Source organism: Paraburkholderia sp. HP33-1 (genome assembly GCF_021390595.1).
GTDB lineage: Bacteria > Pseudomonadota > Gammaproteobacteria > Burkholderiales > Burkholderiaceae > Paraburkholderia.
In genome coordinates this window covers 1,560,076-1,574,724 of the sequence record NZ_JAJEJR010000002.1, presented here as the reverse complement: position 1 = coordinate 1,574,724, position 14,649 = coordinate 1,560,076, and the positions used below count along the sequence as shown (strand labels likewise).

Annotated in this window: 14 protein-coding genes; 7 read left to right on the top strand and 7 right to left on the bottom strand. The window is 60.1% G+C overall.

What is annotated here, in order from left to right; genetic code table 11:
• Positions 1 to 19 precede the first annotated feature (19 nt).
• From L0U81_RS23175 to L0U81_RS23160, 4 genes are all read left to right on the top strand, one after another.
• Positions 20 to 589, top strand: coding sequence for a flavodoxin family protein (locus L0U81_RS23175; RefSeq protein WP_233805859.1), 570 nt, complete (start codon positions 20 to 22; stop codon positions 587 to 589).
• 82 nt (positions 590 to 671) lie between these two features.
• The gene (locus L0U81_RS23170; RefSeq protein ID WP_233805857.1) at positions 672 to 1,412 is read left to right on the top strand and encodes a carboxymuconolactone decarboxylase family protein; all 741 of its coding nucleotides are present in this window, start codon (positions 672 to 674) and stop codon (positions 1,410 to 1,412) included.
• A gap of 73 nt (positions 1,413 to 1,485) precedes the next feature.
• Positions 1,486 to 1,845 (top strand): DUF2255 family protein, encoded by a 360-nt coding sequence (locus tag L0U81_RS23165; protein ID WP_233805855.1) that lies wholly within the window; start codon positions 1,486 to 1,488, stop codon positions 1,843 to 1,845.
• 9 nt (positions 1,846 to 1,854) lie between these two features.
• Positions 1,855 to 2,844, top strand: coding sequence for an aldo/keto reductase (locus L0U81_RS23160; protein ID WP_233805853.1), 990 nt, complete (start codon positions 1,855 to 1,857; stop codon positions 2,842 to 2,844).
• A 189-nt stretch (positions 2,845 to 3,033) separates the two neighbouring features.
• Here the strand turns inward: L0U81_RS23160 and L0U81_RS23155 are convergent, their stop codons facing one another.
• Entirely contained in the window at positions 3,034 to 4,500 is a 1,467-nt protein-coding gene (locus tag L0U81_RS23155; protein ID WP_233805846.1) for an MmgE/PrpD family protein, read from the bottom strand.
• A 368-nt stretch (positions 4,501 to 4,868) separates the two neighbouring features.
• Between L0U81_RS23155 and L0U81_RS23150 the strand changes: the two genes are divergently transcribed.
• From L0U81_RS23150 to L0U81_RS23140, 3 genes are all read left to right on the top strand, one after another.
• Complete coding sequence (locus tag L0U81_RS23150; RefSeq protein ID WP_233805844.1) at positions 4,869 to 5,783, top strand: LysR family transcriptional regulator; 915 nt, start codon at positions 4,869 to 4,871, stop codon at positions 5,781 to 5,783.
• Between the two features lie 146 nt (positions 5,784 to 5,929).
• The gene (locus L0U81_RS23145) at positions 5,930 to 6,436 is read left to right on the top strand and encodes a hypothetical protein (protein WP_233805842.1); all 507 of its coding nucleotides are present in this window, start codon (positions 5,930 to 5,932) and stop codon (positions 6,434 to 6,436) included.
• Positions 6,437 to 6,538: 102 nt separating this feature from the next.
• Entirely contained in the window at positions 6,539 to 7,393 is an 855-nt protein-coding gene (locus tag L0U81_RS23140) for an SDR family oxidoreductase (RefSeq protein ID WP_233805840.1), read from the top strand.
• Positions 7,394 to 7,956: 563 nt separating this feature from the next.
• On the opposite strand, the gene L0U81_RS23135 is transcribed toward L0U81_RS23140, so the two are convergent.
• The 6 genes from L0U81_RS23135 to L0U81_RS23110 all read right to left on the bottom strand — a co-directional run bounded on the left by L0U81_RS23135 (position 7,957) and on the right by L0U81_RS23110 (position 14,566).
• A complete protein-coding gene (locus tag L0U81_RS23135) occupies positions 7,957 to 9,039 on the bottom strand; it encodes an epoxide hydrolase family protein (protein ID WP_233805831.1) in 1,083 nt (360 codons plus the stop codon).
• Positions 9,040 to 9,628: 589 nt separating this feature from the next.
• Positions 9,629 to 10,177 carry a hypothetical protein gene (locus L0U81_RS23130; RefSeq protein WP_233805829.1) on the bottom strand — a complete coding sequence of 183 codons (549 nt, stop codon included), beginning with the start codon at positions 10,175 to 10,177 and terminating at the stop codon, positions 9,629 to 9,631.
• A gap of 277 nt (positions 10,178 to 10,454) precedes the next feature.
• Positions 10,455 to 11,468, bottom strand: coding sequence for a hypothetical protein (locus L0U81_RS23125; RefSeq protein WP_233805827.1), 1,014 nt, complete (start codon positions 11,466 to 11,468; stop codon positions 10,455 to 10,457).
• Between the two features lie 353 nt (positions 11,469 to 11,821).
• On the bottom strand, positions 11,822 to 12,331 hold the full coding sequence (locus L0U81_RS23120; RefSeq protein WP_233805813.1) for an AAA family ATPase: 510 nt from the start codon (positions 12,329 to 12,331) through the stop codon (positions 11,822 to 11,824).
• A gap of 392 nt (positions 12,332 to 12,723) precedes the next feature.
• The gene (locus L0U81_RS23115; protein ID WP_233805811.1) at positions 12,724 to 13,311 is read right to left on the bottom strand and encodes a BPSL1445 family SYLF domain-containing lipoprotein; all 588 of its coding nucleotides are present in this window, start codon (positions 13,309 to 13,311) and stop codon (positions 12,724 to 12,726) included.
• Positions 13,312 to 13,513: 202 nt separating this feature from the next.
• Complete coding sequence (locus tag L0U81_RS23110; protein ID WP_233807907.1) at positions 13,514 to 14,566, bottom strand: hypothetical protein; 1,053 nt, start codon at positions 14,564 to 14,566, stop codon at positions 13,514 to 13,516.
• Positions 14,567 to 14,649: the final 83 nt, after the last annotated feature.

Here is a 14,649-nt window from a genome sequence, read left to right as displayed (position 1 = left end):
ACGAATGCGAAGAAACCAAATGCTCATTTCTATCGTCTACGACAGCGGATATGGCCACACGGCCAGACAGGCCGAAGCTGTGTCCGAGGGTGTCCGTAAAGTGCCAGGGGCGGCGGCGAATCTGATCGCCGTCGCCGATCGGCCGATTCCGTGGGACGCGCTGGAGCACAGCGACGCCATTATCTTCGGCTCACCGACTTACAACGGCACGCTCAGCGCAAAGCTCAAGCAGTTCTTCGAGGACGCGAACGGCCCGGCATGGAACGAACTGAAGTGGCGAAACAAGATCGCCGCGGGGTTCACGAACTCCGGAGCACAGAACGGCGACAAGCTCAACACGCTGATGTCGATGGCGTTGTTTGCCGCCCAGCACGCGATGATCTGGGTGGGACTCGACCTCAAGCCCGGCAACAGCCGGAGCACGAGCAGCCCGGATGAACTCAATCAGCTCGGCAGTTGGATTGGCGCCATGGCGCAGTCAAACGTGGATGAGGGCCCTGAAGTCGCGCCACGCGACAGCGATCTGAGAACGGCGGCGCGGCTAGGCGAGCGCGTGGCCGAGGTCGCGCGGCAGTTCGCGCCCCGATAGGGATTGCTCGCCGTTTCGTGCGCTCTCGCCGCCGGCCCTGCGGGCTGTGCCTGTATCTCCGCCCCAACCTGGAGGCAAACTCATGTCCGGTCACAATCTATCCGTTTCTGCCGTCACGCCCGAAGATGTCAGCGCGGTTTCGCCCGCACTCGCGGCGTATACGCAGGCTGCAATCGTCGATGATCTCTGGGCCCGTCCGCAACTGTCGAGGCGGGATCGCAGCGTCGTCACACTCGCAGCGTTGATCGCCCGCAACCAGACGATCGGCATCCAGCACTACGCGAACCAGGCGCTCGACCATGGCGTGAAGCCGGCCGAGGTTTCCGAGCTCATCACGCACCTCGCGTTCTACTCCGGATGGCCGAACGCGTTTGCGGCCATCATGGTAGTCAAGGGCGTTTTCGCCCAGCGTGGCATCGCAGCCGACGCGTTGCCCGCGGTCTCCCCCATGCTCTTGCCCCTCGATGAAGCCGCCGAGGCGACGCGCGCGGCGCACGTCGCGGCACAGTTCGGCGCGGTGTTCCCCGGCATGGTTCGCTATACGACGGAACTGCTGTTCCGCGAGCTGTGGCTGCGTCCGGATCTGACTGCGCGGGACCGGAGCCTCGTGACCGTCAGTGCACTGATCGCAGCGGGCCAGGTGGCGCAGGTTCCCTATCACCTGAACCGTGCAATGGACAATGGACTGACACAGGAGCAGGCCGCGGAAGTCGTCACGCATCTCGCGTTCTATGCCGGCTGGCCAAGTGTCTTCTCGGCCATGCCGGTCGTGAAGGACGTGTTTGAAAAGCGCTCCACCGTTGAGGACTGTCCTTCGCGGTAGGGGAGCATACGCCGCCGCGCATGCGGGGCATGACTGTGACTGCAGGAGGTTCAACGCTATGGGTATCTGGTCAATGAGCGAACTCGAGCGCATCGCCGCTTCGGATGACCTGCACGTTGCTCCGTTCCGGGAGGACGGTAAAACGTACGGCACACTGACGTGGATCTGGTCGGTGGTGCTGGACGGTGAACTCTACGCGCGCGCGTACAACGGGCCGAATTCCCGTTGGTATCAGGCGGCCATGCGACAGGGGGCTGGCCGCGTCACGGTGGCCGGCATGACCAGGGACGTGGCGTTTGAAGCGGTCGAGGGGGAGATCAGCGATCAGATCGACGAAGCCTACCGCAGCAGATACAGCAAGAGCTCGTACCTTGTGCCGATGATTAGCGAAGGTGCGCGTGCGGCGACAGTCAGGATTGCCCCGAAGGGTTGAGGAGGGTCTATGCAAAGGCGCACGCTGGGTCAGGGTTTCGAGGTCTCCGCACTTTCGCTGGGCTGCATGGGATATGGCAAAGCGAGAGATATTCCCGATCGGCCACAGATGATCGACCTGCTGCGCAAGGCGGTCGATCTGGGCATGGACTTCTTCGATACCGCCGAAGTTTACGGTCCGTGGACGAATGAAGAAATGGTCGGCGAAGCCTTCGCCGGCATACGGCAGAAGGTCAGAATTGCCACCAAATTCGGCTGGGACATCGACCAGGAAACGGGAGCACACCGCGGTGGAGTCAACAGCCAGCCAGCACAGATTCGCCGCGCCGTCGAGGGTAGTCTCAAGCGGCTCGGCACCGACTACATCGACCTGCTTTACCAGCATCGGGTCGATCCGCAGGTGCCGATGGAGGATGTTGCCGGCGTCGTGAAGGACCTGATCCAGGAAGGCAAGGTTCTGCACTTCGGCTTGTCGGAAGCCGGAGCGGATTCCATCCGGCGCGCCCATGCGGTGCAACCCGTGACGGCACTGCAGAGCGAATATTCGCTGTGGACGCGCGAGCCGGAGGTGGACATTGTTCCGACGCTGGAAGCGCTCGGCATTGGTCTGGTTGCGTTCAGCCCATTGGGAAAGGGATTCCTCACCGGAAAGATCGACGCAGCAACGACTTTTCGCAGCGATGACTTTCGCGGCCAGATTCCCAGGTTCGCGCCGCGGGCGCGCGAGGCCAATCGGGCACTCGTCGATCTGATACGCAGGGTTGGAGAACGCCACGGCGCAACGCCGGCGCAGGTTGCCCTCGCGTGGCTGCTTGCGCAAAAGCCGTGGATCGTCCCGTTGTTCGGTACGCGACAGCTTGAACGGTTTAGCGAGAACGTAGGCGCTCTGGACGTAACGGTTTCGGAGAGTGACCTCGTGGAAATTGAAGCCAGCGCGGCGGCAATCAGGATCGAAGGGGCGCGCTATCCCGAAGCTATGTTGAGACGTTCTGGACTTTGACAGGCTTCTAATTTGTTGGGCGAAGATATGTCGTTCGAATGTTCGAACTAACGGCTGTTCTGGAAGCTAAAGCGGATGCATAAACGGCAGCCCGCGGCGGCGAATGAACGGCACATTCTGGCCGAGATGATGGCATGGAGGCGCCACTTTCCCGCGGCCCCTGAACTGGTGCGCGGCTGGAATGCCGGGCTAGGTCTTCTGAAGAAGTGGACGTAGCCCTCGCAGATCGTTGAGTTTTTCAAGCCTCATTAGCTTGTCGATCAAGGTAGTGCTATTTGCTTTGCCCAGAACGGGTTCAATGAGGTCAGTCGCCTTCCGCGCCACCTCGCCCCGGTCCATGGGGTTGTCGGCCGTGCCGCGGACATGTGCTACGTGGTCCGTTAGCACCGTTCCATCGTTCAGTGCAATTTCGACGATCGCGTGCCTGGCCGGTTCAAGAGCCTCCAACTCATCGCTAGGAATAAGCTCGACCTTGGTGCGGACCCGCAAGACGTCGGGATCGCTCATCCGGGCCTTATCGTGCGCGGCCTGGAAGGAGACGGTCTTATCGAGCAGCATGATCGCTACGATGTGCTGTAAGCAGATATCGGGGATTTCGCGGTTGTCCACGATGCGAGCCTCGGTGTGCGCAACGCGTACGACGATAGATCTGACGCTCGCCGGGTCGACGTCACGCTTCCTGAAGATGTTATCCATTGCATCCAGTGGCGCCTGGATAGGGGAGCCGACCGACCACTTCTTTATGTTGGTTCTGGTAATTTCGTAGCGATTGCCGAGATCCTTGATCAGTTCGTCCTGGTTGGCGTTCGGCGCATAGGCAAGGAAGTAATTGTCGGTGCCGGAAAAGATGTCGTCGATTCCGGTAAAGCCGGAATGGACAAGAAGCGCCGACAGCACTCCGTTCTTCGCCGGCATTCCGGCGAAGACGAATGCTTTTTCCATGTGTTGGGTGTCGCGCGTCCAGGCCCCGATGCCGGCGGATTGCTGAGCCGTGTAATCGAGCAGCCATCGCATCTGCTGCGCGCCAAGTCCAGCAATGCAACCCGCTGCGGCGGCCGAGCCGAATATTTCGGCAATGGCATGCGTGCTCTTGTGGCTTTTGTTCCGAAAATCGAGTGCGCCGAAACTTATCGTCACGCGCGGACCGATGTCGTAGCCCAGCGTCACAGCCCGCAGGAAGCGATTGCCATCGCTACCGAACTGCTCGGCCATGGCAAATGCCGCCGGTACGATGGCGCAGCCAGGATGGGATTGCGAAAACTCATTGGAATCGTCGGTTTCATCCGACTGAGCGAGCATGGCGTTCACGAATGCCGCCTCGACCGGGCTGGCGGTAAGTGTCGAAGCAACGATGGTCGCCGCTCCTCTTCCTCCACCGGCGCGCGCGTATTGCAACGCGGCGCTTCCCGGAGCCAACAGCGAACCGGAAACCATCGCTGCGAAAGTGTCGAGAATGTGGTGTTTCGCTTTTTCGACCACATCGTCGGGAAGGGGGCGATTCCCCGCTTCTGCCAGATAAGCGCTGAGTTGGAGCATAACGGAAGAAGGCGCGTTGGCGGCTCGGACACCCTTCCGGATGGCGGCGGCGGCGAGGGCAATCCCTGCTTGCGCCACAAGCATCCGTCTCCCGATCGAGAAATTGCTATCGGCCGCCATCTGACAACTCCGCAATGATTGTGACTGCAGCATCGGCGCCCGCATTAGGGCTCTCCGCGGCTTGCGCATCCCATTTACGATCACTTGCAACTAGAGATTAACGTATGGGAGTTCGCGCGGCCAGAGCAGCCGGTGTCTGCTTCGGGGCCGACCTTTGCCTGATGCGATCAGCTCAGTTCGACCCGAAGTGGCCCTCCAATACGTCGTCAAGACGGTCTGTTTTCGGACGCCCGACAGACAGAGACAGGCTCGCGGCGCAAGGAAAGCATTCGCTTATCTCGACGATGCGATAATCCGGCGCAGTTTGAGTACTGCTTCGTGCCCAACAACCGTATCGCTTTGGTGCCTGTCAGTCGTTTGGAAGATAAATGGACAAATTCGACGCAATGCGCGTGTTTGTGCGCGTGGTGGAATCGGGAACCTTTACGAAAGCCTCCGAGACCCTCAACCTCCAGAAGGCGACCGTCACGCGGCTGGTTAAGATGCTGGAAGACGATCTAGCCACGAAACTGCTCAATCGCACGACCCGGCGCGTCACCGTGACGCCCGACGGCTCGGCCTATTACGACCGGGCTGTGCGCCTGCTGGCCGACCTCGAGGAACTGGAAAACTCCATGACCGGCGCCAGGTCCAATCCAAAAGGCCGACTGCGCATCAATCTTCCGCGTCCGCTGGCCCATTCGGTGGTCGTGCCTGCACTGCCCGATTTTCTCGCGAGATACCCGGATATCGACCTGGAGATCGGTGCCAGCGACACGCCCGTCGACCTGTTCGCGGACAACGTGGATTGCGCAATCCGCATCGGAACCGTAACCGATCAATCGCTGGTGGCGAGACGGATTGCTCTCAGCCATTTCGAACTCTGCGCATCGCCGGATTACTGGAAAAAGCACGGCAAGCCGCAGCACCCGAGCGAGATCGATCTTCACCATACGGTGATCCACATGATCTCGGCGAGAACGGCCAGACCATTCCCGATCATAGCCAGTCGCGGCAGCGAAACCGTCGATATTCAGGGCAGGAAAGCCTTCCTCTGCGACGATGTGTCGACCTGCACCGACCTTGCCAGAACCGGACTGGGCATCATCAGTGGCGGAACGTTCATGACCGCACCGCTGATTGCCTCGGGCGAACTGGAGAGCTGCCTCGCGCTTTGGCAGCTTCCGCCAATGCCGGTATCGATCGTCTATCCGCCGAATCGGCATATCAGCAACAAAGTGCGTGTTTTCGCGGACTGGGTCATCGAGCTATTTGCCCGGCATCCATCGCAGAAGTCGTCGTAATTCCGGTTCGATTCAGGGGGGTATTCGACAACAATCTTTTGATAAAGCAGGAGTTTCTCAGACGGGTCCAGGTTTTTAGACTGCTTTCGACGACGGGGCAACGCTCCGGTGTCCACATCCCACCCAGTTTTATGCGGAAGCAGATCATGAAAACGACAGACACAATGCCGGATCTACAATCGATGCGGCCGGCGAATTCGCAAATCCGTTTCACCCCCGCGCTGACCCGGGGCACGACCGCCGGCGTGGCCGCCGGCGTTATCGTGCTGGTCCCGGTTTTAATCCTGCAGCTGGCGCGAGGCATCGGCGTCATTCCGGAAATGCAGCTGGCGGCCAGCAGCCTGATTGGCATGGCCGCCTACGGAGGCACCACCGGCCTTATTCTGGGTACCCTGCTTCACTTCTTTGTATCGATCGTTCCGGCAATCGCCTACGCTCTGGTCGCGTCGCGCCTGCCGGTCGTGAACCGCCTGGCGTGGCTCGGCGGCCCGCTACTCGGCCTCATCGTATTTTTTTTCATGGGCTTCGTCGTGTTGCCGCACAGCGCGTTCATCACACCTCCATCGGTATCGCCGATGCCCTTCCTGCCCGCCCTGCTCATCCATATGTTCGGCCTCGGTCTGCCGATCGCACTGATCGTACGGCGCGGATGATTTCCGCCTGAATCGGGAAACGTCAAGCCTCCCATTCCATATCAGATAAGTAGCAATACCGAATTTATTCAACATCACTTTCGAGCGAGAAGGAAATACAAAATGATCGCCATTACTGGGGCCAATGGAAATCTTGGCCGACTGGTTGTCAAAGGTCTTCTGCAATCCGTCCCTGCCAGCCAGGTCGTCGCGGCAGTCCGGAGCCCTGAAAAGGCCGATGACTTGCGCGCCCTCGGCGCCCAGATACGCGAGGCAGACTACGATCGTCCCGAGACGCTGGTCGAGGCGTTCAAGGGTGTGGAGAAGCTGTTGCTTATCTCGGCGGTGCAGCCAGGGGAAAGATTCCGGCAACATCGGGCTGTGATCGACGCCGCCAGGCAAACGGGCGTCAAGCTGATTGCCTATACCAGCCTGCTACGCGCCGACACGTCCAATCTGATTCTTGCCGACGAGCACAACCGGACCGAAGCGTATTTGAAGACCACGGGCGTGAACTTCGTGGTGTTACGCAATGGTTGGTACCTCGAGAACCACACCAGCGGACTTGCCGCGGCGCTCGCCAATTCGGCAATCACCGGCAGCGCGGGGCAAGGCCGATTTGCCTCTGCATCTCGCGCCGATTATGCAGATGCGGCGGTGACGGTCCTCACTCAACCCGGTCATGCCAACCAGACTTATGAATTGGCGGGGGACGAGGCCTATTCGCTGGCGGAACTGGCCGAGGAAGTATCGAAGCAGGCGGGCCGAGCGATCGTGTATAACCACCTGTCCGCCGCCGATTATGAGGCCGCGCTGCTGGGCTTCGGTCTGCCGAAGATGATTGCCGATGTCGTCGTCGACGCTGACCTGAAGGCATCGGCAGGCGAACTGGATAGCGCCTCTCGCGATCTTTCCGGGCTTCTCAGACGGAGCACGACGACGCTGGCCCAGGCGGTAAAGGTGGCATTGAGGGGCTGATCTGGTACCGACGCCCGGCTGGAAAACAAAGTGCCCCGACAAGCGAATTGCCCCCACGAAGTTGGACACCGATCCAACTTTTGGGATTCCGTTCAAATGCGGGGTATTTTGTTTGATACCTGATAGTGCGCGCCGTGGTCGAATCGGCCCATTCCTAGGGTTACCTTGCGTGCCAATTCGGGCAGCCACTGACGGTGCATCCGACTCGCCAGCACGGCAGCGCGAGAGCGGCACCGCTCACGCGCCGGGCCCAGGATTGTCGGTAACACGTTGATTTCCCGTCAGTGGCACCTGAATGACGAGTGGCCGAAACTGCCAGGACCGCGCCCGATTGCTATCCGGCCGCCTGCTGCTCAGACTTCGTTCTGTTCGGCCATCTCCAATGCGCAATGAGGCCATTGGTGCCTGGGGGAGCCAGTGTGGTTCCGATTCGCCGCCGACTACCTCGGATATGTAGTTCTCGTTCGACGCCTAAACGCGCAGGGATCACGTCGAGTGACGTTGTGGCGCACGCACCAAGGCGAACGATGCCACGCTAGAGGTCTTCGCGAAATTGGGGACGCTCACGCGAGAGACGGATGCCCCCATGCGATCGCTCGGCGAAGGTCCTCCGCATACCGCTCCGGCTGCTCCCACGCTGCGAAGTGGCCGCCGTTCTCGTGCTCGATGAATTCCTGAACGTTGACGAACCGCGAAGCGAACTCGCGCGGTGCGAGCTTGATGTCGTGCGCAAACGCGCTGAGCACGGTGGGCGTCTGCACGTACGGCGCCGGCGGCACGAACTCGATATACGGCGCGAATGATGTCCCGATCGTGCCCGTAAACCAGTAGACGCTGATCCAGGTCAGAAGATCGTCCTCGGAAAATGAACCGTCCGACCAGCTCCGCAGCTTCTCGACGAGCCACGCGGCAAGACCCGCCGGTGAATCCATGAGTCCAGGCGCGACTGTATGGGGTTTCGTCGACTGCTGCGCGATGTATCCACCTTCTTTCCGGTTCCAGACCGCCACTGTCTCGAGGTAGCAGAGCTCGTCCGGGTCGAGTGTCGAGCGGTCCGCGAACACCGCGTGCAGCGGTGAGATGTTCGTCAGATGCAGGGCCGCAATCCGGTCCGGATGCATCACCGCGAGCTGTTCGGCGACGTCTGCCCCGAAGTCGCCGGCCGAGACGACGTACCGGTCGTGCCCGAGCGCTTGCATCGCGTTGGCAACGAGCGATGCCATGACAACGCTAGTCATTCCCGGCTTCGTCAGCTCGAATGCGAACGGGAAGCCAGGAAGAGCCGGTACGACGACATGCACGTCATCAAGCAGATGCAGCACGCGCTCAAACCGAAGCACCGAGTCAGGCCACCCGTGTAGCAGGATCACGACCGGAGCGTCGGGGATGGCAGCGCGTTGGTGCACGACTCGAAGTGCTCGATCGCCGGCGCCGACTACTTCCCACGGCAGGCTTAGGATGCGGGCCTCGTGAGTTCGCCAGTCGTAGCGATGACGCCAGGTCTCGAGCAGATTGGCGAGCAGGTCAGCATCGGTCCCGCGTTCCCAACCGACACCTTGCGGGAGTCGTGGCCGTCGCGTCGCCGCGAGTCGTCTGTGCAGGTCGTCAAGATCGGAGTCGGAAATGGGGCGAAGAGGATGGGACATGTGAACGGGCACCCACATGGAAAATGTGGGCGACGATACACAGGTGTCATGTGTACCGCAATACACATTTTTCTATTCGCATGTGCCATGGCCGAAAAAGACGATATGGTGAGCATGAATACTGAAACAGGACACTAGGTCCATCTGAAGCTCGAAAGGCTGTTCGACGGCCCGCGCGAGTCAATAGGGCGCCGGATGGCCGAGAGCATCGTCACACGGTGGACTACGATGGACAGTGAGGATCCGCTCCTCGTGCTGCTCCGCGCCGCGGGCGAACGCCGCGAAGCCGCTGAGACCTTGGCGACACCGACGCATTGAAGCACTGGATCGCAGCCACTATCCAGCGACTTGTAGACGCAACGTAGAACACGGTCGCACCGGTCGACATTGGCCGACTACTGCGTGATGCGGGAGGCCGGAGCCGACTCCAAGGAGCCATCCTGATGAGGTTGACGAAGGCGCGGTCCGGATCTTGGGAGTGCCGGTTGCAGAGAACGCATCGACTTGCCAGAGTTCAACGAACCTGTGACGTCCGTTCAGTCTTCTGCAGCGTAACGCTATGGACCTGTCGGGGTTCGAGCATCGCGCCTCATCTGACTCCAGCGAGACGTTCAGCTTGTTGGCGGATGCGAGCGAACATGCGCCGCCGGATGAGACCGCTAACTGGGCGGATGATGTACCAGTAGAGGGCAAGCTTGCGGCGAGTCTCAGAGGTCGGACAGAAGACGCGTGTTTCGGTACTCAAAAGAGTTTCACCCGTCGGCGTCGACTCCACTGTAAAGGCCATCACCAGCTGATAGACGTCCAACCTCTCAACAGCTTTGAAAGCTTCCAACGTCCGAACTTCGAGCAATCCGTAGTCGGCTTGCCAGAAGGCACCTGTCAGCCCAAACGCCAGGCTGCGGTCGCCGTCGCGGCCGAGGAAAGTAAAGTCTTCGAGATCCAACGGACGGGGCCGCGACAGACCAATCAATCGTGATGGAAGCTCTCTTAACCGGATGGCCAGTTGCACAATTGGATCATCCTGCGCCCGCTGGCGAGCGACACAGTCCAGAACAATGCTTGAGGGCGCGCGAGCGGTCGTCGCGTGCAGTTCGCGGAAGTCATAACGCGGAAGAACTTCATCGATCAACATCATTCGGTGTGCGCCAGTATGAAGATCCAGCAGGGTTACGGCAGTGCGTACGCTATGCCACGCTCCGCCGAAGTGCGCGCATTGGAAGCCGCGCGTCAACGATGCACTGGGGAGAATACCCTACGGTTGTCTCGTACGTGATCGATCGCCCGTCTAACCCGAGCGTTCCTGCCTGGCCGACTACTACCTTATGCCGTTGCCCGTAGTCGACCCATACGAGTCTTTCATGGGGACCCGAAAACGGACACTCCGGTGGGGCAAAGAGTCCATTGGAGCTGTCTTATTGAACATGCGCCGACGCGACTGCAAATGCTCCCTGGGGATACGACTCCAGTGGAGCGTCGTCCGCGCAGTAGGAGAACTCGCGATTCACACGCTCGCTGTCGCCGTAGATTTTGGACATAACTTGGCACATCCTCTTCGGATGAAGACTAACCACTCCGAACGGAGGCGCTCCACTTTGCACCTGCCGTCCCATAAGCCTAATAACCGGTGCTACGTGGTCTTTTGCAGACTCACCTGAAAAAGCGATTGCCCACGACAGTTCATAAAGTCGGTCGCGAGTCGCTAGTGGAATCGGTTTGTCGTCCGGGACCGTGGCAAGAAGTTCATTCATAAGAGACTCTATCCGCGAGAGTGCACCTGGCTGTCCACCGGCCGCTGCGACTTGTGCCGCGCCAGTGCCAATCGAGTTCTCGCTGGAAATCTGCTTGAATGCTTCGGCTGCATATCGTGCCGATTCGGGTCCAAAGCCTGCCAGAACGGTCATTGCATATGGCCGAATATCGCCGTCGACTTGTCCAGCGCCGTCGTCGTCGATTGTCGGCCGTGGAGAAAACGCTACTTGCGCCACGGCATCCACGACATTAGCGGGAGGAGGTTGCAAATAGGAGGCTAGCCTCAGCTCATGGCGGTCAAACCTGCCCTTGTCGAGGGCGCTTCTCGCGAACGCCGCGGCAACACGGTCATAAATCGCTGCTGGAGTACACACCCTCGCTCTAAGCTTCCCCGGACTCCCACGATACAGGTCCTCACTGAGCGACTGTTCAGCTCCAATGGCGAGCCAGTCGGGCGAGTGTGGCGCTACATGCTCCAGAGTTGAGGCGGCGATTTCGAAGTGTTCGTTTTCTTTGATATTCGGTGGAACGCATTGGGGATTTTTCCAGATGGGCATGGCAGGCATGGCCCTTAGCTTCCGGATTTCCGACTTCTGCGCGGCTGGCCCATGATGTCCAACCCAGATGCCTGCAAGGAACGTCAGTACGAATCCAACCAGCACATATCTGCGGCCCATTTCCCCGTTGCTCCGACTGTAATTGGTTTTTCGTTTTTTGCTGTTCGGTCTAGCGCAATTTAAGTTGTGACGGAGAGCAGAACTGCTTTCTGCCCCTAGGTTAGGTCACTCGGGTGCGCGAGGTAAACGGAATTGTCAACGATTCAGGTGCTGAAGTCGAGTGACCGCTTGTAGCCGACCTCTGCCCGAGGCGGTCGGCTCTGGTCGACCCACTACGGATCCTCGACCTTCTCTATACCGGACGTTCGCAGATTGCACCCAACGCCCTCGCAAGTACGATCAGTGTCGGCTAGCCCCGCCGGTCAATTGCTGCGAGCCGACAACGAAACATCTCGTCGAACGCTATAGCTTGGTCATGAGGCCAGGATGTGAGAGTTAAACACCGTAGCCGATGCAAGTTCGAGTTTCGTAGGAGCTTCAAATTCCGCTTCCATAAAATCAAACATGGCAGGCGAAACCTCAAACGAAAACGTTTCGCCCTTTTCGGAGTTCCTTGTCATAACCCGACTGCGGCGTATGTCATGCGGTGCGGTGACATAGTGAAGCTTGCTCGAAATGCCAGCGTCCCTGGCTTGTTCGGCAAACGCCGAACGATTTCTCGCCTTCATGAAACCGAGATCCAAAACAACGCTTCCGCCGTTTTTCGCTATTTGCTCAGCGGTGCGCCAGATTTGACGCTCGCAGCGCTGCACTCGCTCCATGATCCAGCTCAAATTAATCGGATCTGGAAGGTCTGGGCCATACAACTGGGCCATCCACTCGTCAATCGAGAAGCGCGTGCCCTCGGATGCGGCCGCGAGCGTACGCGCGTAAGAAGACTTGCCCGCGCCTTGCGGCCCAAAAACAATATGTATCTCTGCCATGAACCTGCCTTCCCCGTGTTATTCGCCCAGATGGCTCATGGCATGTTATGCGATGAGCTACAGCAGTAGGCCCACTTGATTGTCGATTGTCATCAATTCAGATGCATGAGTCCAACGTCGCGTGTTGGCCGCACAGCGTCCCACGACCGAGCGCGACAATCACATCGGGCGCGCACTTCATGCAAAAGGCATAAGTCGACCCGGCTCGGCCACTGAACCCCGCGCCACCTCAACGACTGCTTTCACGGTCAAACGGCTCTTTCGCGGCGGCGACGCTCCGGGGGGCGCAGAAATCGTCCGGGGACGAGTCCATCGGGAGCGGCCGAAAACGATGCGGTGATCATCGGGAGATCGGTTGAAACCGGGCCAGACAAATGCAGCTGGCTCCGTCATCAGATTTTCAGGCGCGAAACTTTGGTGCCCGAAAGCGACACGTCGCCCATCAGGCCAGCATTGGTCAGCACTATCGCTACGACGGGCGCGGTGGCCGTTGTCGTATCGATCTGTCCGTTTGCGCCGACCTTCAGCAACGCAACCGATCCTTCGCCTCCGACCGACCACCCTTTGGAATTGCGAAAACTGTTGAGCGCATCATGCGTCATGAACAGGAAGATGACGGCCTTCGATTGCGCGCCTGCCTGCAAGCCGAATGAGCCCGACACCGTGCTGTAGTAGCCAGCCGTTTTCCCGCCTACGAGCAATGCGCCTTCGCCGTATTCGCCGCCGGCGATGAAGCCGACCTTCAGCACGGACGGGAACACGAGAACCCCGTTTGCCTTGGCGACAAGTTCCTTCGAACCCTTGACCGTCTCGAACAGCCGCGACAGGGTCGCATGGACCTTGGCATCGATTTCCTGCCGTTTCGCTGCATTGGACTCGGCGCCAAAGGCGTTACTCAGGGTCACCGTGGAGCCCCCCAATGTAAAGCCCGCGACGGCGAGCACGGCCGTACCCTTCTGTATAAAGCTTCTTCTGCGCATGGTTGTCTCCATCGTGGTTCACGGTTGAACCGTGTTGCTGCAACGGTTGAAAGGATGTATTCCACCGACAATTGCCTTGTCGCGCCGACCGGCTGCAATGCCGGGCGCCACGACACCACAGACGACGCGTTACTGCTTTCAGACTGACACATTTCGATGACGGTGCGCTTGCCGAGGCCTGGACCCATGCATGCGCATGGCGTTAGCGGATCGGCTCTGCGAGATCCTCCTCCACGAACCGCAGGATGGCTTCCGCCAGCGCCTCACGCGGGTAGGCGTTCTGTGTCACGAAGAGCGCCCCGATCGTCGGATGCGTCCGGGCAACCGGTACCGCCAGTGCCCAGTGATCCGCATTGACGTAGGCGAGCAGCGTGCTACCGGGAACAACCTGATCGTAGAAGATGACCTGACTGTCGTTTCGCGAGTCGACGCGCGAGAGCTTGTTGTAGCTCGATTTCAGGATAGACGAGATGCGTTCCGGCTGTGGGAACGTCACGATCGAGTAGTAATGCAATTCGCCCGGAAGCGGGTGCTTCGCAAGCCATGCCTTCCGGGTCGCAGGTCTCAGGCTCTGCACGGCGCCACCATCACCCGAAGTGCAGGTCGCGCCCGGAACGTATCGCAGCAGGTCGGCCTGGTACTGCTCGGCATCATTGGCGAGCGGTGATCCTCCGATCGCGCCGGCGGCACTGACCACCGCCGCCACGCGGCTTCGGATCTCCGGATAGGTGACCAACGCTTCGAGCATGTCGGGAGCGCCCTTCGAATAGCCGATCAGGACGATGCGTGGCGCACCCTCGGGCGCTGGCATCGCCATGATCGCGTCGCGAATCTGGCGCGCGTTGTTGGCAGAGCTCGACAGCGCATCGACGTCGATCAGCGTTGCGTCGAAGCCGGTCTGGCGCAGGTGCGTCACGACGGTATCGGGCGGACTCAGCCACGGCTTGAAGCAGTCGTAGCCGATTCCCGGCACGACGGCCGCAATGAGATGCCGCCGGGACGGCCCCAGATCGACGGGCTTGCCGGTGCCGGCGGGCTCGCTGCCCACGCGGGTCAGCGCGTCCTCACAGGGCCGGTAATCGGGTAGCCCCGGACCGCGCGCTGCAAGCACCGCGCAATAGATTTCCCGGAAGCGTCCCCGCTTGTCCATGACCCCGGCCTGGGATGCAGGCATGAGAACTATCGGCGGGGTATCGGCCGAGTACGGGATAAGCGGCTTCGTCGCGCACGCGCCGATCAGAACACTCAGCGTCATCGTCGCTAGCGCGCTGCAGATCCGACGCCACCCATGGACGACGGCAACCTGCCGTCTTGATGCCACGAGCGACGGCATCCGCT